The organism is Cedecea sp. Ae19-4, from assembly GCF_059801165.1.
On the sequence record NZ_JBCHWG010000001.1, the window covers coordinates 774484 to 799911 of the forward strand.

Below are 25428 nucleotides of genomic sequence, written 5' to 3' on the forward strand. Positions count from 1 at the left end.
CAGCGTGCCAACGATGCGTAGTAAGTTTGCAATCGTGATTGGTATTATTACAAGTAATCTGCTGAGAAAGTATTAAAAACAATAAAGTAATTCACTAAATCTCCGATAATGGTGACCGCAAACGTCATTTATATTATGGAGCAAGATGTGTTAGTGAAGAACGTTGAGAAAAAAATATGGGATATTCAAGGGTTTGATGTGGTGTTCAAGACTCCAGAGGGCGTAAATGTTCGGGGTGATAAGCGCGATATGCCAAGCTATCAGGGAAAGCGTGCATCAAAAAATGATATGACAGTAAGTGAGTGGAAAGAAAAACATTTCAAAAAAATGTATCCAGGTTATGACTGTGATGTTCTCTTGGGTGATGAGGAATCAGCGCACGGCTCTACTAAGTTGGGTACCGTTCGTGATTCTTACCAAGAGGGTGATGATCTATAGGATATTTTGTATAGTCATAACGGCTTAAGCCACTGGCACCCACTAGTGGCTTTTTTATGCGCGGTACCCTTGGCGGTCTTTGATTGATAGTAATGATAAACAATATCATTCGCGGGTCCTCCCGGCGGGGGGGGCTGCCACGGGGCGGCTTGCTCGCGGGAATCGGCTAGTTTTTCGGATCCATGGTCATCATCATCATGTGGGTAGGTTCTTGTTTTTTATGAGGGCCATTTTTCAAAGATGTCGAATCGTTTAAAAAGTGTTCACCATCATGGACCAGGAAATTGCCTCTCTCAAACTCAATATCAACCAACTGGCGGCCATCACCGATGTTCACCGGCAGACGGTTGCCGCCCGGCTTAAAAATGTAGAGCCCGCAGCGGGCAGTAACAGCAAATTAAAGCTCTACCTCATCGCGGATATTCTGACCGAACTGATGATCCCGATGGTATCAACCAATCTGGAGGATATGCCGCCGGCCGACCGCCTGGCTCACTGGAAAGCAGAAAATGAAAGGCTCAAGTTTGAGCAAGACACTGGCCAGCTTATTCCTGCGGATGAGGTTGCCAGAGAGTTTTCACTGATGGCAAAAGCCGTCGTCATGGTGCTCGAAACCCTTCCCGATATTCTTGAACGCGACTGCGCGCTGCCGCCGGTGGCGGTTTCTCGCGTCCAGAGCGTGATTGATGATTTACGTGACCAGCTGGCTCAAAAAGTCCTGGATGCAAAAGAAGAGGAGGCCGAAACAGAGGAGGACTGATGGCTAAGCGGGCATCAGCAAGTGGTATCCGCCGCGACGTTTCCGGCATCCTTCGCGCGCCGCGCAGAATGGAGGTCGCCGAGGCGGTCAGTTCTTATATGCGTGTCCCTATGGGGGCAGGTAATTCCGTTCCATGGGATCCTGATCTGGCTCCCTATGTTATCGAACCGATGAACTGCCTGGCATCACGAGAATACGATGCGGTTGTTTTCGTAGGCCCGGCGCGAACGGGCAAAACGATTGGCCTGATTGATGGCTGGATCGTCTACAACATTGTGTGCGACCCGGCAGATATGCTGGTGATTCAGGTTTCAGAGGAAAAGGCCCGCGAGCATTCGAAGAAGCGCCTGGACCGCACATTCCGCAGTAGCCCGGAAGTGAAAACTCGGTTAAGCCCGCGCAGAAACGATAACAACGTTTATGACCGCACCTTCCGCGCCGGGAACTACCTGAAGCTGGGTTGGCCGTCGGTCAATATCATGTCGTCCTCTGATTATAAAAGTGTGGCGCTCACTGATTACGACCGCTTTCCGGAAGATATTGACGGCGAGGGGGATGCGTTTTCCCTGGCCTCAAAACGAACCACCACTTTTATGTCGTCGGGTATGACGCTGGTGGAAAGCTCCCCAGGGCGTGACGTGCGCGATACGAAATGGCGCCGTAGTTCGCCACATGAAGCACCACCCACCACGGGTATTCTTTCGTTATACAACCGCGGTGATCGCCGCCGGCTTTACTGGCCATGCCCGCATTGCGGTGAATATTTCCAGCCGGAAATGGACAACATGACCGGCTACCGTGAAATAGCCGATCCTGTTGCTGCCAGCGAGGCGGCGGTGCTCCAGTGCCCGGCCTGTAAGGGCAAAATCACACCTGATATGAAACGCTCCCTGAATATGAAATGCGTGTGGCTCCGCGACGGGCAGCGTATTGATGCTGATGGAGGCATATCGGGGGAAGGGCGGCGGTCCCGTATTGCTTCCTTCTGGATGGAGGGGCCGGCCGCCGCTTACCAGACCTGGGCGCAGCTGATTTATAAGTTTCTTACCGCCGAGCAGGAGTACGAGGCCACGCGTAGCGAAGAAACGTTAAAAACTGTGGTAAACACCGACTTTGGTCGGCCATACCTCCCGCGCTCCAGCATGGAGCAACGCAAAAGCGAGCTGCTGGAACAGCGCGCCGAAGATGTACCCAAGCGTAGCGTTCCCGATGGCGTCTGCTTCCTGACCGCGACGGTGGACGTTCAGGCCGGACGAAACCGCCGGTTTGTGGTCCAGATTACCGGCTACGGTGCCATGGGGGAGCGCTGGCTGGTGGACCGGTACAACATCAAGCAGTCGTTACGCTGTGATAGCAATGGTGAAAGCCTGCAAATTGATCCGGCAAGTTATCCCGAGGACTGGGATCTGCTGCTGACCGACGTTTTCAATAAAACTTGGCCACTGGCCTCCGACCCGACAAAGGGCATGCGGTTAATGGCGATGGGCGTCGATTCCGGCGGCGAAGATGGGGTGACCGATAACGCTTATAAATTCTGGCGGAAATGCCGCCGCGATGGACTGGGTAAAAAGGTCTACCTCTTCAAAGGCGACAGTACCACCCGCGATCAACTCATTAAACGCACGATGCCTGATAACACTAACCGAACCGGTCGCCGCGCGCTGGCTGCCGGTGACGTTCCGCTCTACCTCCTGCAGACCAATGCCCTGAAAGACCGGGTGAACAATGCGCTCTGGCGTGAATCACCTGGGCCCGGGTATGTGCATTTCCCGTCATGGCTGGGGAGCTGGTTCTATGAAGAACTGACGTATGAGGAGCGGGCGGTTGACGGCAAGTGGAGCAAGCCCGGTCGGGGAGCGAACGAAGCGTTCGACCTGCTGGTTTACGCGGATGCCCTTGTGATCATGCACGGCTACGAAAAAATCAAATGGCCGGATGCGCCTGAATGGGCGCAGCGGGACACATGGATTGAATCTTTACCTGGGGAAGATGCCTCACCGCCACTCCCGGCAACTATCGCTAAGCCAGTCAGTAAAAAAGAACGGCGCAAGCGCGACAAAACTGAACAAACTAACCCATGGAAAACCTCAGGAGGCTGGGTATGAACCAAAGCGATATTGAAGCCATGATCCAGCGCTACAGTCAGGCTGAAATGGCTGTCCTGGACGGAAAATCAATCCGGTTTAACGGTCAGGAAATGACGATGGAAAACCTCTCCGAGATTCGAAAAGGGCGGCAGGAATGGGAGCGGCGCCTCTCTTCACTGAATCAGAAAAAGCAGGGGCGGCCCGGTTACCGACTGGCGAGGTTTAAATGACAATTCTGGATAACGTAATCGGCGCATTTTCGCCGGGCTGGAAAGCATCGCGGCTCCGCGCCAGGGCGATGATCAAGGCCTATGAAGCGGTAACGCCGACCCGAACACATAAAGCGCGCCGGGAAAACAGGACGGCTGACCAGCTAAGCCAGATGGGTAACGTGTCGCTCCGGGAGCAGGCCCGTTGGCTCGATAACAACCATGATCTGGTGATTGGCATCTTCGATAAGCTTGAAGAGCGGGTTGTGGGATCAAAAGGGATTGTTGTTGACCCTCACCCAAAGCTGACGAACGGCAAGGTTGCCAAGAAACTGGCGAAGGATATTCGTAAGAAATGGGGAGAATGGTCTGTCAGGCCGGAGGTTACCGGGCAGTTTACCCGACCCATGCTGGAACGTCTGATGCTGAGGACCTGGCTCCGCGACGGGGAGGTTTTTGCTCAGCTGGTGCAGGGGAGCGCCACAGGACTGGTTCCCGTGGCCGGGGTGCCTTTCTGGCTTGAAGCTCTGGAGCCTGATTTTGTCCCAATGACCAGTGATGCCGCAAAAAAGCTGAATCAGGGCATCACTGTCGATGACTGGGGGCGGCCTAAAGCGTATCAGGTTTATAAAAGCCTCCCGGTGGCTGGCCGGCAGTTCGATACGAAAGAAATCGACGCGGCCAATATGCTGCATCTCAAATTTACCCGGCGTTTGCACCAGACCCGCGGAACGTCGTTGCTCTCGGGGGTGTTAATGCGCCTGAGTGCTCTCAAAGAGTATGAAGATTCTGAACTGACTGCGGCACGTATCGCGGCAGCCCTCGGGATGTACATCAAAAAGGGGGATGGACAAAGCTTTAATACGGACAGTTCCGCGCCGGAAGATCGTGAACTCGATATCCAGCCGGGCATGCTTTACGACGATCTTGAGCCCGGTGAAGAAATCGGCATGATCAAATCCGACCGGCCAAACCCCAACCTCGAAACCTTCCGAAACGGCCAGCTTCGCGCTGTTGCCGCCGGCAGCAGGCTCAGCTTTTCCAGCGCGGCCCGGAATTATAACGGCACTTACAGCGCGCAGCGGCAGGAGCTGGTGGAGTCGACGGACGGCTATCTGATTCTGCAGGACTGGTTTATTGGCGCCGTTACCCGGCCCATGTACCGGGCCTGGCTGAAATTGGCCATTGCCAGCGACGAAATTAAAGTTCCACGCGGTGTAGATATGGACTCCCTCTACAGCGCGGTTTACTCGGGGCCGGTCATGCCATGGATTGACCCGGTTAAAGAGGCCAATGCCTGGAAAACGCAAATCCGGGGCGGTGCCGCGACTGAATCTGACTGGGTACGCGCCAGCGGGCGTAACCCGGATGAAGTGAAGAGCCGCCGAAAAGCTGAAATTGACGAAAACAAAGAACTGGGACTGGTGTACGACACCGACCCCGCCAACGACAAAGGAGGCACCAGTGCCGAAGCCAAACCACAGGACGGCCCGCCGTCCGAAAGCCAGCGCAAAAAATAGCTGGTTTCGCATGCAAGCCGGCGCCACAGGGGATGCCGATATTTTTATCTATGACGAGATTGGTTATTGGGGGGTAACGGCGAAACAGTTTGTCAGCGATTTGAACGCACTCGGCGAAGTCAGCCACATTAATCTTCACATTAATTCGCCAGGTGGCGATGTCTTTGATGGCATCGCCATTTTTAATGCGCTGAAACATCACGGCGCGGCGATCACGGTGCATATCGACGGGCTGGCGGCTTCTATGGCGTCGGTCATTGCCATGGTGGGTAACCCGGTCATCATGCCCGAAAACACGATGATGATGATTCACAAGCCCTGGGGCTTTGCCGGTGGGGATGCCAACGATATGCGCGACTATGCCGATCTGCTGGATAAGGTTGAAAGTGTCCTGATCCCTGCCTACGCACAAAAGACCGGCAAAACCACCGAAGAGATTGCCGCGATGCTGGAAGATGAAACCTGGATGGATGGCGCTGAATGCCTCGCCCTGGGTTTCGCTGACCAGACCACTCCCGCTCTGCAGGCAATGGCCTGTATCCATTCAAAACGTATTGAGGAATTTGAAAAAATGCCAAACAGCATTCGTAATATGGTCACTCCACCGCGCAACACCGTTCCGCGTGAACCACAAAAGCCAAATGCTCAGGCGCCAGTAAACGCACCTGGTCCTGTCGACGAAACCGCAATCCGTGCGCAGGTGATGGCAGAGCAAAAAGCTCGCGTTACCGGCATTAACGACCTGTTTGCCATGTTTGGCGGTAAGCATAGCGAACTGCAGGCCAGCTGCGTGGCCGATTTAGATTGCACCGTTGAAAAGGCGAAAGACCAGCTGCTGGCCGCCCTGGGCAAATCCAGCACCCCATCCAACAAAAACAGCGCCGCGCACATTCACGCCGGGAACGGAAACTTTGTCGGCGACGGTATTCGCCAGGCGCTGATGGCCCGCGCAGGCTATGAAAAGCAGGAAAGCGATAACGTCTACAACGGCATGACCCTGCGCGAATATGCCCGTATGGCGCTGACTGAGCGCGGGATTGGCGTTTCCAGTCTTAACCCGATGCAGATGGTCGGCCAGGCACTGACGCAAAGCACGTCGGACTTTGGCAACATCCTGCTGGATGTGGCGAATAAGTCTCTGCTGCTTGGCTGGGAAGAAGCCGCCGAAACCTTTGAACAGTGGACCAAAAAAGGCCAGCTCTCTGACTTTAAAACCGCGCACCGCGTTGGTATGGGTGGTTTCCCTTCATTGCGTCAGGTTCGTGAGGGGGCAGAGTACAAGTACATCACTACCGGCGATAAAGGCGAGACTATTGCGCTGGCCACCTTTGGCGAGATCTTCTCTGTTACCCGTCAGGCAATCATCAATGACGATCTGAATCAGCTCACTGATGTTCCGATGAAGATGGGGCGCGCGGCGAAAGGCACAATCGGTGATCTGGTCTATGCCATTCTGACCCAGAACGCGAAACTGTCCGACGGTAAACCCCTGTTCCACGCGGATCATAAAAACCTGTCCAGTGGCGCAATTTCCGTGGGCAGCATTGATGAAGCCCGGAAAAGTATGCGGCTGCAGAAAGAAGGCGAACGTACGCTCAACATTCGTCCGGCCTACATGCTTGTTCCGGTTGGGCTGGAAACGCTCGCAAACCAGACTATCAAGTCTGCCAGCGTGAAAGGGGCGGATATTAACGCCGGCATCAACAACCCGATTCAGAACTTTGCGGAAGTGATTGCTGAGCCGCGCCTCGATGCTGCTGATGCCGCTGCCTGGTATCTGGCTGCAGCGAAAGGCAGCGACACTATTGAGGTGGCTTACCTCAATGGTATCGATACGCCGTACATCGACCAGCAGGAAGGGTTTAACACTGACGGTATCGCCACGAAAGTCCGTATTGATGCGGGTGTTGCGGCGCTGGATTATCGCGGCCTGGCCAAATCTTCCGGCAAGTAATCTTCTACGTTTTACCTCCTCGCCCGTCAGGGCTTTTTTTATACCCAAAATCAGCCCCGGCAGGGGCTGAGTGGAGAATGTTATGGCTAAAAACTTCGTGCAAAACGGGAACACGATCCCGGTAAACAATGCCGGAAACAGTGAAATCCTGAGTGGCGATCCGGTGGTTATTGGTTCGCTTGTCGCGGTGGCAATTACGGATATCCCTGCCGGCGGTACCGGGGATGGTTTCGCTTCCGGGGTGTTCCTTCTGCCTAAACTGGCTACCGATGATATCGCCGCCGGTACGGCGGTGTTCATCAAATCCGGAAAAATCCAGCTCGATAAAGCGGATGCCGTCTCCGCGGGCGTTGCCTGGGAAGCTGCGGGTACTGGCGTGACCGTCGTTGAAGTAAAAATCAATGGCTGACGCCTTTGACCGGCTGGCGGCCCGCATGGATGCGGCCACCATCGTGAAGATGGGTAAGACTGCCACCATTAACGGGCAGGACCTCGATGTTGTCCCGGCTGAACAGCTGGAGGACATGGGGCCTCTGTCAGGCAACGGCACCGCGCTGGTGGTTTTCTCCGTTGCCTATAAACCCCGCCGAAACGACGAGGTGACCTGGGAGGGTAAAACCCTGATGGTGACGCGGTTCGATTCGTTTAATGGCAAGCCGAGGATCCACCTTGAGTAAGGGGGTTTTATGTCAGTTAAAGGCCTGGAAAGGGTTATCCAGAACCTGAACAGCCTGAGCCGCATGATTGTGCCGGATGCCACCGCGAAAGCATTAAACCGTGTGGCGGGGCGAACGATAAGCCAGGGCAGTAAGCAGGTGGCCAAAGAGGTAACAGTCGATGATAACCGTAAAAAAGGGCTCCCGGTTCGACTGGTCCGGCAGCGCTCAAGGCTCAAAAAGGCCCGTCATGATCGTCTCGTCGCTTCAATAAAAATTAACCGCGGCAACCTGCCGGCAATAAAGCTCGGCGCAGCTCGCGTCAGGCTATCCCGCCGTAAAGGAGCCAAACACGGTCAGGGGAGCGTGCTGAAAGTCGGGCCTTATACCTTCCGCAATGCGTTTATCCAGCAACTGGCCAATGGCCGCTGGCAGGTGATGCGGCGTGTCGGGCGGGCCCGCTACCCCATCGATGTCGTGAAAGTTCCCCTGGAAGCGCCGCTAACGCAGGCATTCACCGCCATTTCAAAAAACCTTATCCAGAGCGACATGCCAAAGGAATTGTCTGCCGCACTTAAAAACCAGCTGAGGATCCACCTGACGCGATGAGCAAACACAGCGATATACGTGCCGCCGTTTTGGTGAAGCTGAAAGCTGACATCCCTGATTCGGTTACCTGGTTTGACGGGCGGCCGGCATTCCTGGAGGAGGGGGATCTCCCGGCGGTGGCGGTGTATTTGTCAGACGCCGAATATACCGGCGCCACGATTGATGCCGATGACTGGCAGGCGACTCTTCACATTGAAGTTTTCCTGAAAGCGTCAAATCCAGATACCGCGCTCGACGCCTGGCTGGAGGAAAAGATTTATCCGGCTCTGCAAGAGATCCCCGGACTTGAAGCGCTTATCGAAACCATGACCCCGCAGGGCTATGACTATCAGCGTGATGATGAGATGGCCACCTGGGGATCTGTCGACCTGACCTATTCTCTCACCTATTCAATGTAAGGAAATCACTATGGCAACCCCAAATCCTCTCGCGCCGGTCAAAGGTGCGGGAACCACACTCTGGCTGTATACCGGGAGCGGCGATGGATTCTCCAATCCGCTCTCAGACACTGACTGGAATCGCCTGGCAAAAATCAAGGAACTGACGCCGGGCGAAATGACTGCTGAATCCTACGATGACACCTATCTTGATGATGAAGATGCGGACTGGAACGCGACCGCGCAGGGCGCAAAATCTGCCGGTGATACATCTCTTACACTGGCATGGAAGCCGGGAGAACAGGGCCAGAAGGATCTTGTCGCCTGGTTCAACGATGGTTCTGTACGGTTTTATAAAATCAAATACCCGAACGGAACTGTTGATGTCTTCCGTGGGTGGTGCAGCAGTCTCGGTAAGGCTATCCCGGCCAAAGAGGTTATTACCCGTACAGCAAAAATCACCAATACCGGCAAGCCTGAACTGGCCGAGGAAAGCGGTAGCCCGACTATTAGTGTTACAGGGGTTACGCTTGATAAGGCTACGGCAAGCGTAGCAGTGGGGGCGACAACCACGCTGAAGGTGACGGTTAATCCTGCCAGTGCATCAGATAGTTCCTTCCGGGCTGCAACCTCTGACGGTGCAAAAGCGACGGTTATCGTTAGCGGCAACACGATCACTGTAACTGGTGTGGCCGCCGGTTCCGTCGACATCATTGTGATGACCAGCGATGGTAATTTTGTGGCGTCCTGCAAAGTCACCGTAACAGCATCTTAAGGAGGGCGCATGTTTCTGAAAAAAGAGAATTTCATCTATAACGATGAATCCGCAATCGTCTTCGAGTTATCTGCTCTGCAGCGTATTGAGTACCTGACGTTTTTGGCGCAGGAAGAGAAAACCGTTAGCGCTGGTAGCGACGACATCAGCGATCAGGAAATGACGGCCCGTCTGGTTGGTTCGAACATTCGATGTGGGGCGCATTTGATTGCGATGTCCTTGTGGCATAACGACCCGAAAGGTGCTGATGTGGATGCTCTGTATCAGCAGGTTCTCAGCAGCTGGCCGCCAGAAGCCATCGGTAAAGCCGAAATGCAGATTAAGCTGCTCTCCGGCATGCTCGTTCCGGTCGAAGATGATAATGCCGGTGATTCAGACAATACACTCGACGGCGTAGCCACAGAACCCGTTACGGCGGAAAAGCCCTGACCAGCGAGCTTAATTTTGTCCTGAATCTGGCGCGCGAGTTCGGGCGACCCGACTGGCGCGCCATGCTGGCTGGAATGACTTCCAGTGAGCTGGGCGACTGGCACCAGTTCTACCGGGAGCATTATTTTCAGGACGCGCAGCTCGACGCGCATTTTTCCGGGCTGCTTTATTCCATCTCTTCTCTTTTCTTCCGAGATCCGGAACTTACCCCTACACATTTTAGCCTGTTTTCTCCTTCCGGTAGTGCTATAAGCGATGATGAGCCGGATGATGAAGCGCTAATGACAACTGCCGAGGGGATCACAGGAGGTATCCGATATGGCCCAGCAGATTAGCGATCTGGTTATTAATCTGGATGTTGACAGTGCTACCTTCAGCGAACAGGTCGCGCGTATCAGGGGGCAGCTAACCGGAATGGCGGATGAGTCTGATAAGGCTCAGGTGCGAATGCAGCGCACAGCAGACCGTCAGAGTGCCGCGCTGAAAGGCGTTGGCGACACAGGCGTAGCGGCAGCTAATGAAATGAAATCACGCCAGTCTGCCGCAACGGAAGGGTTGACTAAGGACTGGCAAAAAGTATCAAAATCCGTCGATGAAACTCACCGACGTGTGGCTGAACTTACTCAGCGTTTGCGCGATAACGATACCCAGTCCTCTTCCCTCGCGAGGCGGCAGGATGAACTTGCCGCTTCCTTCTTCCGACAGATAGACGGCGTTCGCCAGCTGAATGGTGAAACGAAGTCTCTGGCGGGCATACAGGCGCGTTTCAGGGAAGCAAGAGCGCAGGGGAATATTACTCAGCAGGATTATCTTGCTCTTATTTCCAACACGGTGGCCAGACAAAAAGAGTTGCAGGCAGTTGAAGATAAATCAGCTGCAGCACGTGAGCGCTTTCTTCGTCAGCTGAAGCAACAGGTCGTTGAGCAGAAGCTATCCGGTACCGAACTGTTGCGAATGAAAGCCACGCAGGTAGGTGCCAGCGACGCAGCGGAGGTTTATATCCGTAAGCTGGAAGCGGCTAAAGTCGCCACGCATGGGTTGGGTTTACAAAGTTCGGCAGCACGTCGCGAGATCGGCATCCTGATTGGTGAGGTCGCCAGAGGAAACTTTGGAGCGCTGCGTGGTTCCAGTATTACGCTTGCCAACCGTGCTGGCTGGATAGATCAGCTTCTGACATTGCGTGGTTTGGGTATTGCCGGTGTTGTCGGTGGTATCGCTGCGGCAGTCTACGGGTTGGGTAAGGCGTGGTATGAAGGCAGTCAGGAGTCTGTAGAGTTTAACAAACAGCTGATTCTGACGGGTAATTATGCCGGTAAGACATCTGGCCAGCTACAGGCCCTGGCTCGTTCGCTTTCCGGGAATGGTGTTACACAGCATGCCGCAGCTGGTGTGTTGGCGCAGGTTGTCGGGAGTGGTGCATTCAGCGGGAACGACGTCAGCATGGTCAGCAATGTTGCTGCCAGGCTGCAGCAGGCTACCGGGCAGGCCGTCGACGAAACCATTAACCAGTTTAAGCGCCTGAAAGATGATCCTGTTAATGCAGTTGCCACGCTCAACGATTCCCTGCATTTCCTGACGGCTACGCAATACGAGCAAATTGCTTCCGCACAGTCGATGGGCGATACACAGAAAGCAGCTGAACTGGCTATGCGGGCTTACTCAGAAGCTGTTATCCAGCGAGCCGGTGCGGTAGAGGAAAACCTTGGCTCACTTGAGAAAGCCTGGAACTGGGTTAAGAATTCCGCTTCCGGCGCATGGGATGCGATGCTCGGTGTGGGGCGCAACCCTGACACTGCGATGAAGCGACAGGCGTCTTTTGCCGAATGGCAGGCAGCAGAAAAAGAATACCGTGCCTTATCCAAAAATCTCAAGGTTGACCCGGATTATGCAGGTAGTAACTCGCTGCAAAAGGCTGATGCTGAGCGACTGCGAAATGCGCGTCAGCAGGTCGATCTCAAAAAACAGGCCTACGACCTCGCCGATCAGCAGTACGCCAAGGAGGGGCTGGCTGCAGCGCGGGAAAAAATGCGTACGGACCAGCAGAGTCAGGCTATCCGGAATCAGCAGCAGTTTAATCAGTTGGTTGAAACAGGCACGACGGCGGCAGAAAAACGTGCCCTGCAGGAGAAAAAGCTCAATCAGCTTATCGAGAAAAACCGTCAGGACGCAAAAGACGGCATCGCCACGCTGTGGACCGATAAGGATATCGCCGCAGCACGGGCCGGGATAGAAAAGAAGTGGAAGGATCCAAAAACACCGAAGGGAAAAAGCTACTCAACGCCCGCTGGTGACAAGGCAGAAGAAAAGGCTCAGGCTGAACTTCTGACGCTGCAGGCCCAGCTCAAGACACTTGAGCAACATACCAGCGTTAACGATGTTATCAGTCAGCAGCGAAAGGATCTCTGGCAGACTGAAAATCAGCTTGCCGTTTTACAGAAGGCATCTGAAGGCCGTAATGGTCGCCAGCTTTCAGTGCAGGAAAAATCCCTGCTGGCCCATAAGGAGGAGACGCTCGAGTATAAACGCCAGCTTGCCGACCTGGGCGATAAGGTTGCCCGTCAGCAAAAGCTCAACGAGCTTGCTGATCAGGCGGTTAAATTTGAGCAGCAGCAGAAAGCGGCACGGGCGGGTATTCAGGCACAGTCAGAGGGAGTTTCCACCCGGCAGGCCGGGAGGGAGGCTACTCTTCAACGTCTCAGCGAAAGTTATGCCTACAATCCGCAGGCGCGGCAGAAGGTGCTGGAAGAACAGCGGGCAACTTTTGAGGCTGAAGATGCCCTGAGGGAAAACTGGCTGGCCGGTGCGAAGCAGGGCTGGGCGGAATATCAGGATTCAGCCACCAACGTATTCAGCTCTGTGCAGCAGATTTCGCAGGCGACCTTCAGCGGACTGGCGGGCCAGCTTACCAGTCTGGTGACAACCGGCAAATCCAGTTTCAGGGACTTCACTACCTCGATTCTCAAAATGATTGTCGACGTTATTAACCAGCTTCTGGTGGCTTATGCCATCCAGAGTGCGATGGGTTGGGTGAGTGGCGGTGCCAATACAGCGTCTACTGGCCAGTCATTCGCGGTACCGTCTTTCCGGCCCACGGGATTTGACGTTGGTGGTTATACCGGACATGGCGGTAAGTATGAGCCTGCTGGAGTCGTTCACCGTGGCGAGTTCGTTTTCACCAAAGAATCTACTAGCCGTATCGGCGTTTCCAATCTGTACAGACTTATGCGCGGTTATGCCTCTGGTGGTCTGGTCGGTGGCGGCAGCGCAGCTGCTTCCCCGATGGGGGTTAGCGTCTACGCGCCAGTTTCAGTCACGACAGCTCAGACTGGCGACCAGAAACAGCAGCAGGGCGGTAGTGATGCTATCACCCAGGCTTACCAGAAGGTGATCGACCGTTCCATCCGGGATGGTATCACCAGGGAAGTCCGTCCGGGCGGGATTATCTGGAACGCTAATAAACAGAGGTAAGCGATGACCATAGAGCATTTTACCTGGCGGATTCAGGCTGCGAGCCAACCCACGCTCAGCAGTAAGGATACTGTCAGAACGGCCCAGTTCGGCGATGGATACAAGCAGGTCAGTGGGGCCGGGTTGAATGATGAGGTACTTAATTATGCCTTTTCGTTTACTGGCGATCCTACTACGGCCAGAGAAATTTATGCGTTCCTCCGGAGGCATAAGACCAAATCATTCACATTTACACCACCTGGTAGTGATTTATCGCTCTGGCGTGTTGAGGCAGATAGTCTCCAGCGCGTCACCCTCAATAAAAAAGTCGAAACCGTTACGGCAACTTTTGAACAGGCATTTGCACCATGAGTCTTAACAGCGATTATCAAAAATTAGAGCCGGGCAATAGTGTCCGGCTTTTTGATGTGGATGGAACTGCTTTCGGTGTCAGCGATGTGCTGCATTTTCATGCGCACAATATTGCTCATACGCCGGAGGAAATAACGGCAGCGGGAGGCGATGAGATGAAGCTGCCTGCAAAATCCATCTGGTGGCAGGGACGAGAATACAAAGCCTGGCCCTGCCAGATAGAGGGTATTGAAGCCTCAACGGATGGCACCAGTGCGCAGCCTAAGCTGTCAGTTGCGAACCTGGACAGCTCCATCACGGCACTTTGTCTTGCTTATGATGATCTGCTGCAGGCGAAAGTCACGATTCACGATACGCTGGCCAAATACCTTGATGCGCAAAATTTCCCTGCCGGGAATGCTACAGCAGACCCTACGCAGGAAAAGCTGAAGGTGTTCTACATTGATGCTAAAAGCAGCGAAACGAACGAAGTAGTCGAGTTCACGCTTTCCAGCCCGATGGACCTGCAGGGGTTGATGATTCCGACGCGCCAGCTGCATGCGCTCTGCACCTGGTGCATCCGGAATAAGTACCGTACCGGCGACGGCTGTGATTATACCGGAACGCGATATTTCGATAAGCATAATAACCCTGTTGACGACCCTTCGCTTGATGAGTGTAACGGTACGCTCACGGCCTGCAAGCTCCGGCATGGAGACGGTAATGAGCTTCCGTTTGGCGGATTCCCCGGTACATCCCTTCTCAGGAGCTGATATGCGCCAAAAAACGATTGATGCCATTATGGCCCACGCTGCATCTGAATATCCTCAGGAGTGCTGCGGCGTAGTTGCGCAGAAAAGTCGCGTTGAGCGTTATTTTCCCTGCCGTAATATTGCTGATGATCCAACAGAGAATTTTCATCTTTCCCCAGAGGATTATGCCGCAGCTGAAGACTGGGGGGCGGTGATTGCCATTGTTCACAGCCACCCGGACGCGACGACACAGCCTAGTGAGCTGGATAAAGCTCAGTGCGATGCAACGCTGCTGCCCTGGCATATCGCCAGCTGGCCAGAAGGTGATTTGCGGACCATCCAGCCGCGCGGGGAGCTTCCCCTGCTTGAGCGACCGTTTGTGCTCGGCCACTTCGATTGCTGGGGCCTTGTGATGAGCTATTTCCGGCAAACACACGGGATTACGCTGACTGATTACCGTGTTGATTATCCATGGTGGGAAGACAGCTATTCTGACAATTTTTATCAGGATTGTTGGTATGAATGCGGCTTCCGTGAGTTCGATGGACCGCCCCGGCCTGGCGACATACTGATAATGCAGGTGCAGGCCAATAAGTGGAACCATGCCGGCATCCTTCTGGAGAACAATATGCTTCTACATCATCTTTATGGACATTTGAGTAATCGTGTTCCATACGGAGGGTACTGGCAGGAAAGGACGATGAAGGTTCTGCGCTATAAATCTCTGTGCTAATCTTTCCAAAATTATTCAAGGGAATAGCATATGAAAAAAATCCTCATCTTTCTTTTCGTTTTCGGTTTGTTCGGCTGCTCTACTGAGCCAGTATTACCTCAAAACGCAAAAGAGGTCCAGGCACCACCTCAATTCCATGAAAAAGAAAATACATCTGCAGTCACAATTGTTCGTGATAAAGGTTTTGTCGCTGGAGGTTGCGCGATCACATCTTACATAAATGGAATTAAGCTAGCGGAGCTAGAAGCCGGGGAAAAGGTAACAGCTTATTTGCCAGCAGGAGAGGTTAATATTGGGGCAGGTTTTTCAGGTCGTGGATTATGCAGTAACCATCCAAAAAAAGAACGGGAGTTTATAATTAAAGAAAAATCATCTAGGACTCTTAGGATATTTACAGACCAAAGTGCCAACATAGATATTCTTCCAATGACAGTGAATTAAACACCTTAAAAATTAAAAAGCCTCCTTCTGGAGGCTTTTTAATTAAGGATTAAAAATGCAAGAAATAATGACACGTATAGAGCTTGGTGGTGTACTGGGTAAAACGTATGGGAAAATTCATTACCGCTTAATCAGAACAACTCATGAGGCAACTCGGGCGCTAGCCGCCACGATTAAAGGTTTTGAGCAGTATATGATTGCAAGTCAGCGTCGTGGATTAACGTATGCTGTTTTCAAGGGGAAACAGAACATCAGCGAAGATGATCTCAGCTTTCCGGTTAAAGAAGATATTATTCGTATCGTTCCAGTAATTATTGGTAGCAAAAAGGCTGGGATATTTCAGACGATACTTGGCGCAGTACTTGTTGCTGTTGGTGCGGTATTAAGCTTTACTCCGCTTGCTGCGGCATCACCATATCTTATTTCAGCGGGTGTAAGTATGGTGGCCGGTGGTGTAATCCAGATGCTGTCACCTCAACCAGGCGGTTTAGCCAGTAAACAATCAGCCGATAACAAAGCCAGCTATGCCTTTGGTGGTGTGACTAACACTGCAGCTCAGGGATACCCAGTACCGCTACTTTATGGGCGAAGACGAATTGGCGGGGCAATTATCTCCGCAGGGATTTACGTCGAAGACCAACAGTAACTTTCCGATTCTTTCAGGCCACCGTTCGGTGGCTTTTTTTATGGGCGCAATATGGAAACTGAAACCATTATCAAAGGCCGCAAGGGCGGCAGTTCCAGCGCGCGAACCCCTACCGAGCAGCCAGATGATCTGCAGTCCGTTGCTAAGGCAAAAATACTGATTGCACTTGGAGAGGGAGAGTTTGCTGGAAACCTTACCGCGCGTGATATCTACCTGGACGGGACGCCGCTTGAAAACTCGGATGGCTCGCAGAACTTCAGCGGTGTCGCATGGGAATTTCGTGCCGGCGCACAGGCACAGAATTATATTCAGGGTATTCCAGGCACTGAGAATGAAATCAACGTAGGAACTACAGTTTCCAGCGATACGGCATGGACCCATACTTTTACCAATACACAGCTCTCCGCTGTTCGTCTACGACTGAAGTGGCCGTCGCTGTTTGAGCAGAAAGACAACGGAGATCTGGTTGGTTATTCGATTAACTATACCATTGAGCTGCAGACCGATGGTGGCACATGGAAGACAGTTCTGAATACCAGTGTTACCGGCAAAACGACCTCTGGTTATGAGCGCAGCCATCGAATCGACTTACCGCAGGCTGGAAGCACCTGGACGGTGCGCCTGCGTAAACTCACCGCAGATGCCAACAGTGCGAAAATTGGCGACACGATGACACTGCAGAGCTACACCGAAGTGATCGACGCAAAGCTTCGCTATCCGAACACCGCGCTACTGTATGTTGAATTCGACTCAAGCCAGTTTAACGGCTCCATTCCGCAAATATCCTGCGAACCGCGCGGTCGTGTTATCCGCGTTCCTGATACTTACGACCCTGAAGCCCGCACCTACAGTGGTACATGGACCGGGGGGTTTAAGTGGGCATGGACGGATAATCCAACGTGGATTTTTTACGATCTGGTTGTCAGCGACCGTTTTGGATTAGGTGACAGACTCACTGCTGCCAACATAGATAAGTGGACGCTTTATCAGGTTGCACAATACTGCGATCAGGCTGTGCCAGATGGTAAAGGTGGCAACGGTACTGAGCCACGTTATATCTGCAACGTATACGTTCAGGACAGAAACGATGCCTATACCGTTCTGCGGGATTTTGCAGCCATCTTCAGGGGAATGACATGCTGGGGTGGGGATCAGATTGTAGCGCTGGCGGATATGCCCCGTGACGTGGACTACATCTACACCCGCGCGAACGTTATTGACGGGCGCTTTAACTACGCGAGCAGCACGTCAAAAACGCGATATACCTCAGCTCTGGTATCGTGGTCCGATCCGGGCAATGCCTACGCAGATGCGATGGAGCCGGTCTTTGAACAGGCACTTGTGGCGCGCTATCGTGGATTTAACCAGCTCGAAATGACGGCTATCGGCTGTACCAGGCAGTCAGAAGCGAACCGAAAGGGGCGCTGGGGGATTCTGACCAACAATAAGGACCGTGTGGTTTCGTTCGATGTTGGACTGGACGGTAATATACCGCAACCTGGTTACATCATCGCTGTTGCAGATGAGCTGCTTTCCGGTAAGGCGATGGGAGGCCGCATAAGCGCGGTTAATGGTCGTGTTATTACCCTTGATCGTGATTCCTCTGTTGCTGCAGGCCATCGTCTTATGGTTAACCTGCCATCCGGCGCATCACAGAGCCGGACGATACAAAGCGTCAATGGTCGGGCTATAACAGTGACCACAGCATACAGCGAAATACCAGAGGCAGAGTCTGTCTGGGTTGTGGAGTCTGACGAACTCTATGCACAGCAGTACCGTGTTGTGAGTGTATCAGACAATAACAACGGCACATTCACTATCTCTGCGGTATACCATGACCCTGATAAATACGCCCGAATTGATACCGGTGCGATTATCGACCAGCGTCCGATCAGCGTTATTCCACCAGGTAATCAGGTAGCGCCGGGCAATATCGTGATCAGCTCTTTCTCTGTCGTGCAGCAGGGTATCAGTGTGGAAACGATGCGCTGCAGCTGGGACCAGGCACCTAACGCAATTTCCTATGAAGCGCAGTGGCGTCGCAACGACGGTAACTGGGTTAACGTGCCGCGCAGCTCTACCACCTCGTTTGATGTGCCGGGGATTTACGCAGGCCGCTACCTAGTGCGTGTGCGCGCTATCAACGCTGCGGAAATTTCCAGTGGGTGGGGTTACTCAGAAGAAAAAACGCTGACCGGCAAAGTCGGCAACCCGCCGAAGCCTGTAGGCTTCACGGCCACACCAATTAACTGGGGTATCAGCCTGGCATGGGGGTTCCCGGCGAATACCGGCGACACGCTGAAAACTGAAATTCAGTACACGCGACATAATGATTTTTCAGATCCGATACTGCTCACCGATGTTCCTTATCCCCAGGCGACTTATACGCAAATGGGACTTCGGGCCGGACAGGTTTTCTATTACCGTGCGCAGCTGGTTGATAAAAGCGGGAATGAGTCAGGCTGGACAGACTGGATCAGGGGGATGGCGAACGATAATGCTGATGATTATCTGAAAGATATCGCTGATGGTTTACTGACTGCGGACGACGGGAAACTGCTTACCGATAAAATTGACTTCGGCCTGCAGGCGCAACTTGAGGAGGCATTAAAGAGCGGAGATATCGCAAGGCAGCAGAATCGACAGCATGGTGAGGCGAGAGCACAGATTGCGGAGATATGGACCACTCGCGCTGATGACCAGGAGGCTCTAGCCCAATACCAACTGCAGGTAAGCACTAAGTTTGAACAGCAACAGGCAGTAGTTGACCAGAAGTTTACTGCCTATACCAAGGCTGATGAGGCTACAGCGATTTACACGTTAAAAACTGGCGTTGAGTTTAATGGCGAGTATTACGATGCTGGCCTTTCAGTGGCCACTATTGCTAACGGTGCTGGCATAACCACGCGCGTGGCCATCAATGCTAATCAGTTCGTCATGCTCTCCGGCCCAAATGGTGATCAATATTCTCCCTTCTCAGTTGTCAATGGCCAGGTATTTATAAATAGCGGCTTTATTCAGGATGGTACAGTAACAAATCTGAAGGTAGGCGATTTATGGTCAACTGACTGGGACGGAAATATGCAGGGCTGGTCAATTCCAAAAAATGGGCATGCTGTATTTAACAATGTAACTGTGCGGGGGGCGATATATGCAACGAGCGGGCAGTTTGGTTTCTCGAATGGTAATACCGGCGTCACTATCGACGGAAATGGATTTACGTTGGCTCTGTCTGGAGGTGGTCGTATTGTTCTTGGGGAGTGGCATTAATGGGACGAGGTTTATTAATCGACTATAACGATGGCTCCCCACGGATGGAGATAACGGCCGGATTACGCTGTCCATCATTTGCAGGTCAGACTGTAAATGTTCCACAGGGTGGTGGTGTGGTGTCAGTGGCAAAAACGGCTGGCTCAACAATGTTTATGCTGCCATCCAACACAACTACGGTGACGTATCGCCCAAATTTTCTTGTACCTGATATCGCGATGCTGACGGGCTTTGTCGATAACGGAAACGGAACCATCACACAAACAGACTGGGGGACGGACCCGAAGCGCCGCCCGTGGACGTATGCGGCCACCTTCGTGGAAATACTGGCCATCTCTCAGGCCGGTAATCGTGGGCTTTTGATTCAGGACTCAACCGACTTTACTGCCATCCCGCTCACTCAAAATTTCATGGGCTGTGTCTGGTATGGCAATTTCACTGTTTCCGGAAAAACGCCACTGCCGGTGGGTGGTGTGCCGTTTGGTTCATGGGATGCCGCTGGTGTGTCGCTGGCGTTTGATGGAACGAATCTTATGGCATTTCAGGTGGGTGACCAATACGGCGACATACCAGCAACTATCACGATCCGTCTGGCTATCTTTGCCACAAAGCAGCCAGTTCCGGGCAGGGGACTGACTTTCGTGAACGCTGCAGGGCAGGTGACGTTCTCGACGACCAGTAAGCCTTTTGTGTTTCTCAATGAATACTGGAACCCGGCAGCCGGTGCAAAAAATATCGCCGGTAAGATGGTGATGATTTGCAAAACAGGATTCAGAAGCAAGGCAAATAGCGGCTGGGACAGCCTGAAAGATAAAGGGATTGTTATGTCAGGAGGCGCAGTATATACCGCATCAAATGCAACAGCTGCGGTATGGACTGCACAATACACCATCGATAATGAACAAACTCTTAATTTAAATATCCCGCTTATTCCGGCATTTTATTAAAGGTATAAATATATGGCCCAGGGCTTGATTACGTTAACTAATGGTTCTGCTGCGGTCAGCGGGGCTGGAACTCATTTTGGTACAGATAATAAAATTGGTGATTTCATTGTCGGCTACATAAATGGACAGTCATATTCGCTCGCTATAGCTTCAATTGAGTCACCCACCGCATTAACGCTAACGGAGGTTTTCTACGGCCCGACGACAGCATCAGTGCCGTGGGATTCTGTACCATTGAGAGCTATTACAGCGATTCCATACCAGCTGGGTGTGCAGCAGCTCAAAGCGCTTCGCCTTATGAACCTTGAAAGCGATAACTGGCTGCAGATGTACACCAGCCCTGGCGACATTACTGTAAATTTGCCAGATGACAGACAGTATCATGGTCCTTCGTTATTAAAGTTGGGTTCAAGCTTAGACAATAAGGCGGACAAGTCTGCACTGGATACGTATGCGAAAAAGGGGCAGAACAGCGACATCACATCTTTAACCGGTCTTACAACTGCTTTAAGCCTGGCGCAGGGGGGGACTGGCCTCAAGAATCCATTCGGGACAACGGCTAACACATTCTGCCAAGGTAATGATTCACGACTTGTAACGGTCGCAAATAAAACTGGTGGGGAAATTTCTTCGCCGATCACGGTGCGGGGAGCCGGATTATCACCCAAATTAAATATAGTCGGCGCTGATTATGATCCATCTCAGGGCAGCGGCATCAGCCGGGTCGCGCGGCACAATGGGGATTATATTGATAATTACCTGGGGGGAGCGGCGACCGGACAGGCATACTCGCTGTTGTGGGCTTTTCGTTTTAGTACGGGTTCAATATTCTTCGGCATGAACAGTGCAGGTGATATGACAACACCGAAAGGCACCGTAATGACCAATGGATCAGACATCAGGCTTAAGCATAAATTTTCACCCGTTGTGAATTATGACGAAGCGGGGCAGCGGATTGATAAGATCGGAATCGTTGAATATCAGTGGAAATATAGCTCACGGGTATGCCGTGGGATGCTTGCGCAGCAGATTGATAGCATCGATCCTTTGTACACTTTTGCGGCTGGGAAAGCGACTGATGATGATGGTAAAGAGTTTGAAGTCTTAAACGTGGATCAGGCAGCAGTTATGGCTGATTTAGTCTTAGCAGTGCAGTCGCTTCGCGAGAGAGTGAGTGAGTTAGAAACAAGCCAAAAATCATCATGAAATTTACAAATCACGTAACCACTTCCCACTGCTGAACATTTTCCTTTTTTTGTGCAAACCCCTATCTCGCCCGGCATTGATCACTGAAAATATATAATTATACTGTATGCATGAACAGTATTTTATGGGGTGTGTTATGCCGAGACGAGACGACATTGAAGGAGCATTTTGGAAAGCTTTGAGGATAGAGGAAAACGGTCGGCGCACGGTCACTACTGCTGACTTTGTGAAAGAGTTGAACAAAGTGAACTGGCGGTGGAGCCTGAAGCAAGCGAACGACTGGATAGAGGCATCTGTGAGCACATTCAAAGATGTCTCTACAACCGAAGGGGAGGCCAGAATATTTATGGTTTACAACCCTAACGGAGGGCTTTGATCATGGGTTTTCCATCGCCAGCTCAGGACTATGTAGAGAGCCGAATTTCTCTCGACCGTCAACTGATCAGCAGGCCAGCTGCTACATACTTCATGCGCGCATCGGAAACATGCTTGCGCGCCGGGATTATCAAAGGGGCTCTGCTGGTTATCGACACGGCGGCCACGCAGTGTGACGGATCGATTCTGGCCTGCGCAATAGACGGGGAATTTCGTTTGCGCCGGCTGCGGCTCCACCCGCACAAATATCTTGAGCGGCTAGACACTGGCGCCCGGGAAAACCATGGATCAGATAATGAGCCCCTGGACGTGTTCGGCGTTGTGACGTACATCATCAACGATGCCCGCCTGGAAGAGTTTGACGACAACCCATGCATGTAATTCGTCGGCAGCAATTCCTCCATTTCTCCCCAACAATTCTTAATGGAAAAAGATGGTGACAGGCAACGTGTCTAGTGTGTTGACGGGCAAAGAAGGCAACAAAAAACCGCGTATGTGGTACGGTGGTTTAGTTATGAGGTAATTACGGAGATGTCGAAATGGACTTAAGCGAAGAGCGAGCGAAGTTGATGATGCTTTCTATGGGTAGGGCGGTGATGGACTTATCAGCTGCTAGTGAAAGAGTTACAAATAAAAGCATTGCCAAAAAACTTGCGGAATACCGCAGGGATTGTAGTGTTCTACCAGATAAGCTTATCTACCTTGATGCTGAGCACATAGTGATGGGGGTTGGGTATAAAAAAACCGCCCACAGAGATGGGCGGTAAGGAGCATAAAGGTAGCAATGCAACTAACAGAGAATGTCTTAACCTCAGAGTAATCCTAGCAGACAGTAGGTCCGTAGGCCTTTTTATTTATGATGAATCAGGAAATAAGCTACACATCAGAAAAGGGCGCCGGAATGCCAGTCTGATTATTATTCCCTACGGTTTCATTCAGGCTTTGATTTTACGGTATGCAGGGTGAGTATTGACTCCCCACAAACCACCCAGCGCACTGACAATGGCCCCCACCAGAAGAGCGAAAAATGACCATAGTGCAATTTTTGCAGCCACGCTGGCGGCTTCATCAGCTTTCTCTTTTGCCTGTTTTTTTAATTCAGCGTACTGAGCCTTCGCATCGTTCAGATTACTCTGGAGCTGGGCCATACGTTCGCTTGCCTCCTGAACGGTTTTGTCACGAGCATGAATGAAGTTATCAACGGCCTTGTCTGCTTCTTCTGGTGATAGGCTGGTATTGTCTGCCAGTGCTTTTTTCACTTCATTCCTGTCTATACCTTTGCTGACTGCTTCAGCCCGTGATTTCAGTTTATCGCTTAAGGTATTAATAATGGCGTCACTGTTGCCCGGGTTGACGGCCAAATCTTTGACAGAACCAGCAATGTCACTTCCAGCTGCCTGAAGCTGGGATTGCAGAAACTCAGGCTGAAGTTCTTTAATATTGGTCTTGCGTAGTGCATCAAGTACCTGTCGATCGGCATCTGGGGCTGTGAGCTGAGTGTTCAGTCCGAGCCTGTCAGCGAGGTTCTGGGCAATATCTGCTGTTACACCCGATACTTTTCCTGCAGCACTACCTAGTCCACTCACTGCAGTGCCTGTGGCAGAAGCTGCTGCGCCAATGGCGTTTCCGGTCATGTTCAGAATGCCGCCAGCGGCGGCGAAGCCCAGCACTGATGCCACGAGCAGGGACGTCGCCCATGAAAGAAATCCATGGATGGTTCCATCCTTACCCGCCAGTCTGCCAGCCACAAAACCGCCACAGGCCAGACTCAGCACTATCGAGATAACCGACCAGATTAGAACAGTCTTGCCAGCACCATTGACTACATCATCAGACTTAGGTGAAAGCATTGAAAAACCCAGGCTGGACCCAAGCGTAGCCAGAAGCAGGGATACTGCGATTACTGTTACCACGCCAGCGATGATACTACCCCATGAGACACGCCTGTTCAGATCCGCTTCTTTTACAAATTCCATTGTAATCTCCATTTAACCGCTAATGAAAAGGCGTGGTTAATCCACGCCTAGATTAATCTTAGTAAATAAATGGAGCACTGAGATCGATTAGCAGAAACAGGCATCAGCCACTCTGCCAGAGTTAGGGGATTTGGGGCACGGACGGTTAGTACTAAGCGCAAGACAGTGCATGTGAGACGCTTACATATCGGATTACTGACTGATTGAACTGGAGTCTCTTCACTTCGCTAACAAAAGCCGCATTTCTGCGGCCTCTATTTACTCTAACGCCTTGCATGCGGGCGCGTATCACTGCACCGGCATTGCATAACCACCGATGATAAACCATGCCAGTAGCAATACAGCAGAAACGATGATGGCAACTGGGAACAGATATCCTATTTTCATGGGCTGTGACTTCCTGTTAGTTGTTATGGCTACTGGCGCTATTCTGGTTTCTCGTCAGTCTATTATGCTTTGAAATTGTATAGATAAATGGGAGAGGGAATAACCTGGCGATTTAATCAGTGTGAGGCGCTACTGCCATATAGACGGCTGTCACGCCACGGATGAGGATGTTCATCGCCTGTTCACCCATGTGCGCTTTCTGCAGGCATTAGCATAGATGTATACAATTTGTCCCGTAGCCGTTTAAGGATTGTCAAATTAAGTGGGAGGCGAGGTTTGGCAATATGTGTTCCATCAAACGTTTTAGCACCAACCCATGATCAGTCGGCAGAAAAATTCACAGTAAGGCAATCGGTATTAATAGCCATTTTGCCTGAATCTAACAGGCGATGTGAGCAGGCAATCAGAAGTAAGACATTGTTCCCGAACATTATGATTAACGAATTACTGATAACTCGGGCTCCAGCAAAAGACTCATATCAAAACCAGTTATCCTAAAACCAAACTCTTTATATAAATTTAAAGCCCTTTGGTTGTCCGGTGATACTCTTAGCTCCACCTCAAACGCACCCTGACTAGCCAACTCATTCAGGAACGCACGGATAAAATCCCTGCCCATTCCCTTCCCCTGAAATTCTGGAATAAGCATTATATCTGATAAAAAAGCTGAGTTATCTTCCAGGCTGAACCACAGATATCCCACAGCCTGACTGTCATATTCATAAGTTCTAAAGTGGTTATTTGGAGTAAGCATACCCGCAGGCAAAGCTGTTTTAAATGATTTCGACGCCTCTACTTGAGCTTTTTTACGGCTGTACCGATGATTTGTCATCAGGTCTTCAACATAGTCATTTGAAGATAGGTCTGCCCAGAGGTCAAACTCGTCGCAATGCATGGGCCTATAAATTGATTTAAGGATTTTTGATTGTTTTTTTTTCAATCTACTGTCTCACTCTTACTAATAAAGCAAACTCAGTACTACTCTACCGACTTAACCATCAATCCACTATGAAAAAATGTAACATATAGCTTTGCCAACTTAACGCAATCCTGCTGACGCCGAAGTCTGCTCCTGGAGCATAG

28 protein-coding genes are annotated in these 25428 nt (G+C 51.8%); 25 read left to right on the plus strand and 3 right to left on the minus strand.

Annotated features, from left to right (window positions below; genetic code table 11):
- Positions 1–147 precede the first annotated feature (147 nt).
- From AAIE02_RS03610 to AAIE02_RS03730, 25 genes are all read left to right on the plus strand, one after another.
- Positions 148–438, plus strand: coding sequence for a hypothetical protein (locus tag AAIE02_RS03610; protein WP_336983952.1), 291 nt, complete (start codon positions 148–150; stop codon positions 436–438).
- 271 nt (positions 439–709) lie between these two features.
- Entirely contained in the window at positions 710–1198 is a 489-nt protein-coding gene (locus AAIE02_RS03615) for a DUF1441 family protein (RefSeq protein ID WP_498531990.1), read from the plus strand.
- The gene (locus tag AAIE02_RS03620) at positions 1198–3303 is read left to right on the plus strand and encodes a phage terminase large subunit family protein (RefSeq protein ID WP_498531991.1); all 2106 of its coding nucleotides are present in this window, start codon (positions 1198–1200) and stop codon (positions 3301–3303) included. Before AAIE02_RS03615 ends, AAIE02_RS03620 begins: the two co-directional genes overlap by 1 nt.
- Entirely contained in the window at positions 3300–3515 is a 216-nt protein-coding gene (locus AAIE02_RS03625; protein WP_172567775.1) for a DUF6148 family protein, read from the plus strand. Before AAIE02_RS03620 ends, AAIE02_RS03625 begins: the two co-directional genes overlap by 4 nt.
- Positions 3512–5014, plus strand: coding sequence for a phage portal protein (locus AAIE02_RS03630; RefSeq protein WP_498531992.1), 1503 nt, complete (start codon positions 3512–3514; stop codon positions 5012–5014). The genes AAIE02_RS03625 and AAIE02_RS03630 overlap by 4 nt, the downstream gene beginning before the upstream one ends.
- A 10-nt stretch (positions 5015–5024) precedes the next feature.
- Positions 5025–6968 (plus strand): ClpP-like prohead protease/major capsid protein fusion protein, encoded by a 1944-nt coding sequence (locus tag AAIE02_RS03635; protein ID WP_498532655.1) that lies wholly within the window; start codon positions 5025–5027, stop codon positions 6966–6968.
- 82 nt (positions 6969–7050) lie between these two features.
- Positions 7051–7377, plus strand: coding sequence for a DUF2190 family protein (locus AAIE02_RS03640; protein WP_498531993.1), 327 nt, complete (start codon positions 7051–7053; stop codon positions 7375–7377).
- A complete protein-coding gene (locus tag AAIE02_RS03645; protein WP_498531994.1) occupies positions 7370–7645 on the plus strand; it encodes a DNA breaking-rejoining protein in 276 nt (91 codons plus the stop codon). Before AAIE02_RS03640 ends, AAIE02_RS03645 begins: the two co-directional genes overlap by 8 nt.
- 9 nt (positions 7646–7654) lie before the next feature.
- Positions 7655–8233: a phage tail protein gene (locus AAIE02_RS03650; RefSeq protein WP_498531995.1), complete on the plus strand. Its 579-nt coding sequence runs from the start codon at positions 7655–7657 to the stop codon at positions 8231–8233.
- The gene (locus AAIE02_RS03655; protein WP_498531996.1) at positions 8230–8631 is read left to right on the plus strand and encodes a phage minor tail U family protein; all 402 of its coding nucleotides are present in this window, start codon (positions 8230–8232) and stop codon (positions 8629–8631) included. Before AAIE02_RS03650 ends, AAIE02_RS03655 begins: the two co-directional genes overlap by 4 nt.
- A 10-nt stretch (positions 8632–8641) precedes the next feature.
- Positions 8642–9385 carry a phage tail protein gene (locus AAIE02_RS03660; RefSeq protein ID WP_312743902.1) on the plus strand — a complete coding sequence of 248 codons (744 nt, stop codon included), beginning with the start codon at positions 8642–8644 and terminating at the stop codon, positions 9383–9385.
- A gap of 9 nt (positions 9386–9394) precedes the next feature.
- Entirely contained in the window at positions 9395–9814 is a 420-nt protein-coding gene (gpG, locus tag AAIE02_RS03665; RefSeq protein WP_498531997.1) for a phage tail assembly chaperone G, read from the plus strand.
- Between the two features lie 62 nt (positions 9815–9876).
- Positions 9877–10149 carry a phage tail assembly protein T gene (locus AAIE02_RS03670; protein ID WP_498531998.1) on the plus strand — a complete coding sequence of 91 codons (273 nt, stop codon included), beginning with the start codon at positions 9877–9879 and terminating at the stop codon, positions 10147–10149.
- On the plus strand, positions 10133–13282 hold the full coding sequence (locus AAIE02_RS03675; protein WP_498531999.1) for a phage tail tape measure protein: 3150 nt from the start codon (positions 10133–10135) through the stop codon (positions 13280–13282). The genes AAIE02_RS03670 and AAIE02_RS03675 overlap by 17 nt, the downstream gene beginning before the upstream one ends.
- Positions 13283–13285: 3 nt before the next feature.
- On the plus strand, positions 13286–13633 hold the full coding sequence (locus AAIE02_RS03680) for a phage tail protein (RefSeq protein WP_498532000.1): 348 nt from the start codon (positions 13286–13288) through the stop codon (positions 13631–13633).
- Entirely contained in the window at positions 13630–14385 is a 756-nt protein-coding gene (locus AAIE02_RS03685; protein ID WP_498532001.1) for a phage minor tail protein L, read from the plus strand. The genes AAIE02_RS03680 and AAIE02_RS03685 overlap by 4 nt, the downstream gene beginning before the upstream one ends.
- A 1-nt stretch (position 14386) precedes the next feature.
- On the plus strand, positions 14387–15097 hold the full coding sequence (locus AAIE02_RS03690; protein WP_498532002.1) for a C40 family peptidase: 711 nt from the start codon (positions 14387–14389) through the stop codon (positions 15095–15097).
- A gap of 30 nt (positions 15098–15127) precedes the next feature.
- Positions 15128–15538, plus strand: coding sequence for a hypothetical protein (locus AAIE02_RS03695; RefSeq protein WP_498532003.1), 411 nt, complete (start codon positions 15128–15130; stop codon positions 15536–15538).
- Between the two features lie 55 nt (positions 15539–15593).
- Complete coding sequence (locus AAIE02_RS03700; RefSeq protein WP_498532004.1) at positions 15594–16184, plus strand: tail assembly protein; 591 nt, start codon at positions 15594–15596, stop codon at positions 16182–16184.
- Positions 16185–16235: 51 nt separating this feature from the next.
- Positions 16236–19454, plus strand: a complete 3219-nt coding sequence (locus AAIE02_RS03705; RefSeq protein ID WP_498532005.1) for a TipJ family phage tail tip protein — start codon at positions 16236–16238, stop codon at positions 19452–19454.
- The gene (locus tag AAIE02_RS03710) at positions 19454–20401 is read left to right on the plus strand and encodes a DUF6453 family protein (RefSeq protein WP_498532006.1); all 948 of its coding nucleotides are present in this window, start codon (positions 19454–19456) and stop codon (positions 20399–20401) included. The genes AAIE02_RS03705 and AAIE02_RS03710 overlap by 1 nt, the downstream gene beginning before the upstream one ends.
- A gap of 12 nt (positions 20402–20413) precedes the next feature.
- Complete coding sequence (locus tag AAIE02_RS03715; protein ID WP_498532007.1) at positions 20414–21607, plus strand: tail fiber domain-containing protein; 1194 nt, start codon at positions 20414–20416, stop codon at positions 21605–21607.
- Positions 21608–21743: 136 nt separating this feature from the next.
- Positions 21744–21983 carry a DNA polymerase V gene (locus AAIE02_RS03720; RefSeq protein WP_336982425.1) on the plus strand — a complete coding sequence of 80 codons (240 nt, stop codon included), beginning with the start codon at positions 21744–21746 and terminating at the stop codon, positions 21981–21983.
- Between the two features lie 2 nt (positions 21984–21985).
- Positions 21986–22363, plus strand: coding sequence for a HumD family translesion DNA polymerase (locus AAIE02_RS03725; protein WP_498532008.1), 378 nt, complete (start codon positions 21986–21988; stop codon positions 22361–22363).
- A gap of 158 nt (positions 22364–22521) precedes the next feature.
- Entirely contained in the window at positions 22522–22749 is a 228-nt protein-coding gene (locus tag AAIE02_RS03730; RefSeq protein ID WP_498532009.1) for a hypothetical protein, read from the plus strand.
- A gap of 168 nt (positions 22750–22917) precedes the next feature.
- Here AAIE02_RS03730 and AAIE02_RS03735 read toward each other — a convergent pair whose 3' ends face one another.
- The 3 genes from AAIE02_RS03735 to AAIE02_RS03745 all read right to left on the minus strand — a co-directional run bounded on the left by AAIE02_RS03735 (position 22918) and on the right by AAIE02_RS03745 (position 25285).
- A complete protein-coding gene (locus AAIE02_RS03735) occupies positions 22918–23958 on the minus strand; it encodes a CAP-Gly protein (protein WP_498532010.1) in 1041 nt (346 codons plus the stop codon).
- Between the two features lie 288 nt (positions 23959–24246).
- Positions 24247–24345, minus strand: coding sequence for a YoaK family small membrane protein (locus tag AAIE02_RS03740; RefSeq protein ID WP_034810062.1), 99 nt, complete (start codon positions 24343–24345; stop codon positions 24247–24249).
- Positions 24346–24781: 436 nt separating this feature from the next.
- Positions 24782–25285: a GNAT family N-acetyltransferase gene (locus AAIE02_RS03745; RefSeq protein ID WP_498532011.1), complete on the minus strand. Its 504-nt coding sequence runs from the start codon at positions 25283–25285 to the stop codon at positions 24782–24784.
- Positions 25286–25428 lie beyond the last annotated feature (143 nt).

What these genes read in the sequence shown, in the direction of transcription:
- AAIE02_RS03615 (WP_498531990.1), top strand. Translation starts at nt 710, where the DNA reads ATGGACCAGGAAATTGCCTCTCTCAAACTCAATATCAACCAACTGGCG.
- AAIE02_RS03620 (WP_498531991.1), top strand. Translation starts at nt 1,198, where the DNA reads ATGGCTAAGCGGGCATCAGCAAGTGGTATCCGCCGCGACGTTTCCGGC.
- AAIE02_RS03625 (WP_172567775.1), top strand. Translation starts at nt 3,300, where the DNA reads ATGAACCAAAGCGATATTGAAGCCATGATCCAGCGCTACAGTCAGGCT.
- AAIE02_RS03630 (WP_498531992.1), top strand. Translation starts at nt 3,512, where the DNA reads ATGACAATTCTGGATAACGTAATCGGCGCATTTTCGCCGGGCTGGAAA.
- AAIE02_RS03635 (WP_498532655.1), top strand. Translation starts at nt 5,025, where the DNA reads ATGCAAGCCGGCGCCACAGGGGATGCCGATATTTTTATCTATGACGAG.
- AAIE02_RS03640 (WP_498531993.1), top strand. Translation starts at nt 7,051, where the DNA reads ATGGCTAAAAACTTCGTGCAAAACGGGAACACGATCCCGGTAAACAAT.
- AAIE02_RS03645 (WP_498531994.1), top strand. Translation starts at nt 7,370, where the DNA reads ATGGCTGACGCCTTTGACCGGCTGGCGGCCCGCATGGATGCGGCCACC.
- AAIE02_RS03650 (WP_498531995.1), top strand. Translation starts at nt 7,655, where the DNA reads ATGTCAGTTAAAGGCCTGGAAAGGGTTATCCAGAACCTGAACAGCCTG.
- AAIE02_RS03655 (WP_498531996.1), top strand. Translation starts at nt 8,230, where the DNA reads ATGAGCAAACACAGCGATATACGTGCCGCCGTTTTGGTGAAGCTGAAA.
- AAIE02_RS03660 (WP_312743902.1), top strand. Translation starts at nt 8,642, where the DNA reads ATGGCAACCCCAAATCCTCTCGCGCCGGTCAAAGGTGCGGGAACCACA.
- gpG (WP_498531997.1), top strand. Translation starts at nt 9,395, where the DNA reads ATGTTTCTGAAAAAAGAGAATTTCATCTATAACGATGAATCCGCAATC.
- AAIE02_RS03670 (WP_498531998.1), top strand. Translation starts at nt 9,877, where the DNA reads ATGCTGGCTGGAATGACTTCCAGTGAGCTGGGCGACTGGCACCAGTTC.
- AAIE02_RS03675 (WP_498531999.1), top strand. Translation starts at nt 10,133, where the DNA reads ATGGCCCAGCAGATTAGCGATCTGGTTATTAATCTGGATGTTGACAGT.
- AAIE02_RS03680 (WP_498532000.1), top strand. Translation starts at nt 13,286, where the DNA reads ATGACCATAGAGCATTTTACCTGGCGGATTCAGGCTGCGAGCCAACCC.
- AAIE02_RS03685 (WP_498532001.1), top strand. Translation starts at nt 13,630, where the DNA reads ATGAGTCTTAACAGCGATTATCAAAAATTAGAGCCGGGCAATAGTGTC.
- AAIE02_RS03690 (WP_498532002.1), top strand. Translation starts at nt 14,387, where the DNA reads ATGCGCCAAAAAACGATTGATGCCATTATGGCCCACGCTGCATCTGAA.
- AAIE02_RS03695 (WP_498532003.1), top strand. Translation starts at nt 15,128, where the DNA reads ATGAAAAAAATCCTCATCTTTCTTTTCGTTTTCGGTTTGTTCGGCTGC.
- AAIE02_RS03700 (WP_498532004.1), top strand. Translation starts at nt 15,594, where the DNA reads ATGCAAGAAATAATGACACGTATAGAGCTTGGTGGTGTACTGGGTAAA.
- AAIE02_RS03705 (WP_498532005.1), top strand. Translation starts at nt 16,236, where the DNA reads ATGGAAACTGAAACCATTATCAAAGGCCGCAAGGGCGGCAGTTCCAGC.
- AAIE02_RS03710 (WP_498532006.1), top strand. Translation starts at nt 19,454, where the DNA reads ATGGGACGAGGTTTATTAATCGACTATAACGATGGCTCCCCACGGATG.
- AAIE02_RS03715 (WP_498532007.1), top strand. Translation starts at nt 20,414, where the DNA reads ATGGCCCAGGGCTTGATTACGTTAACTAATGGTTCTGCTGCGGTCAGC.
- AAIE02_RS03720 (WP_336982425.1), top strand. Translation starts at nt 21,744, where the DNA reads ATGCCGAGACGAGACGACATTGAAGGAGCATTTTGGAAAGCTTTGAGG.
- AAIE02_RS03725 (WP_498532008.1), top strand. Translation starts at nt 21,986, where the DNA reads ATGGGTTTTCCATCGCCAGCTCAGGACTATGTAGAGAGCCGAATTTCT.
- AAIE02_RS03730 (WP_498532009.1), top strand. Translation starts at nt 22,522, where the DNA reads ATGGACTTAAGCGAAGAGCGAGCGAAGTTGATGATGCTTTCTATGGGT.
- AAIE02_RS03735 (WP_498532010.1), bottom strand. Translation starts at nt 23,958, where the DNA reads ATGGAATTTGTAAAAGAAGCGGATCTGAACAGGCGTGTCTCATGGGGT.
- AAIE02_RS03740 (WP_034810062.1), bottom strand. Translation starts at nt 24,345, where the DNA reads ATGAAAATAGGATATCTGTTCCCAGTTGCCATCATCGTTTCTGCTGTA.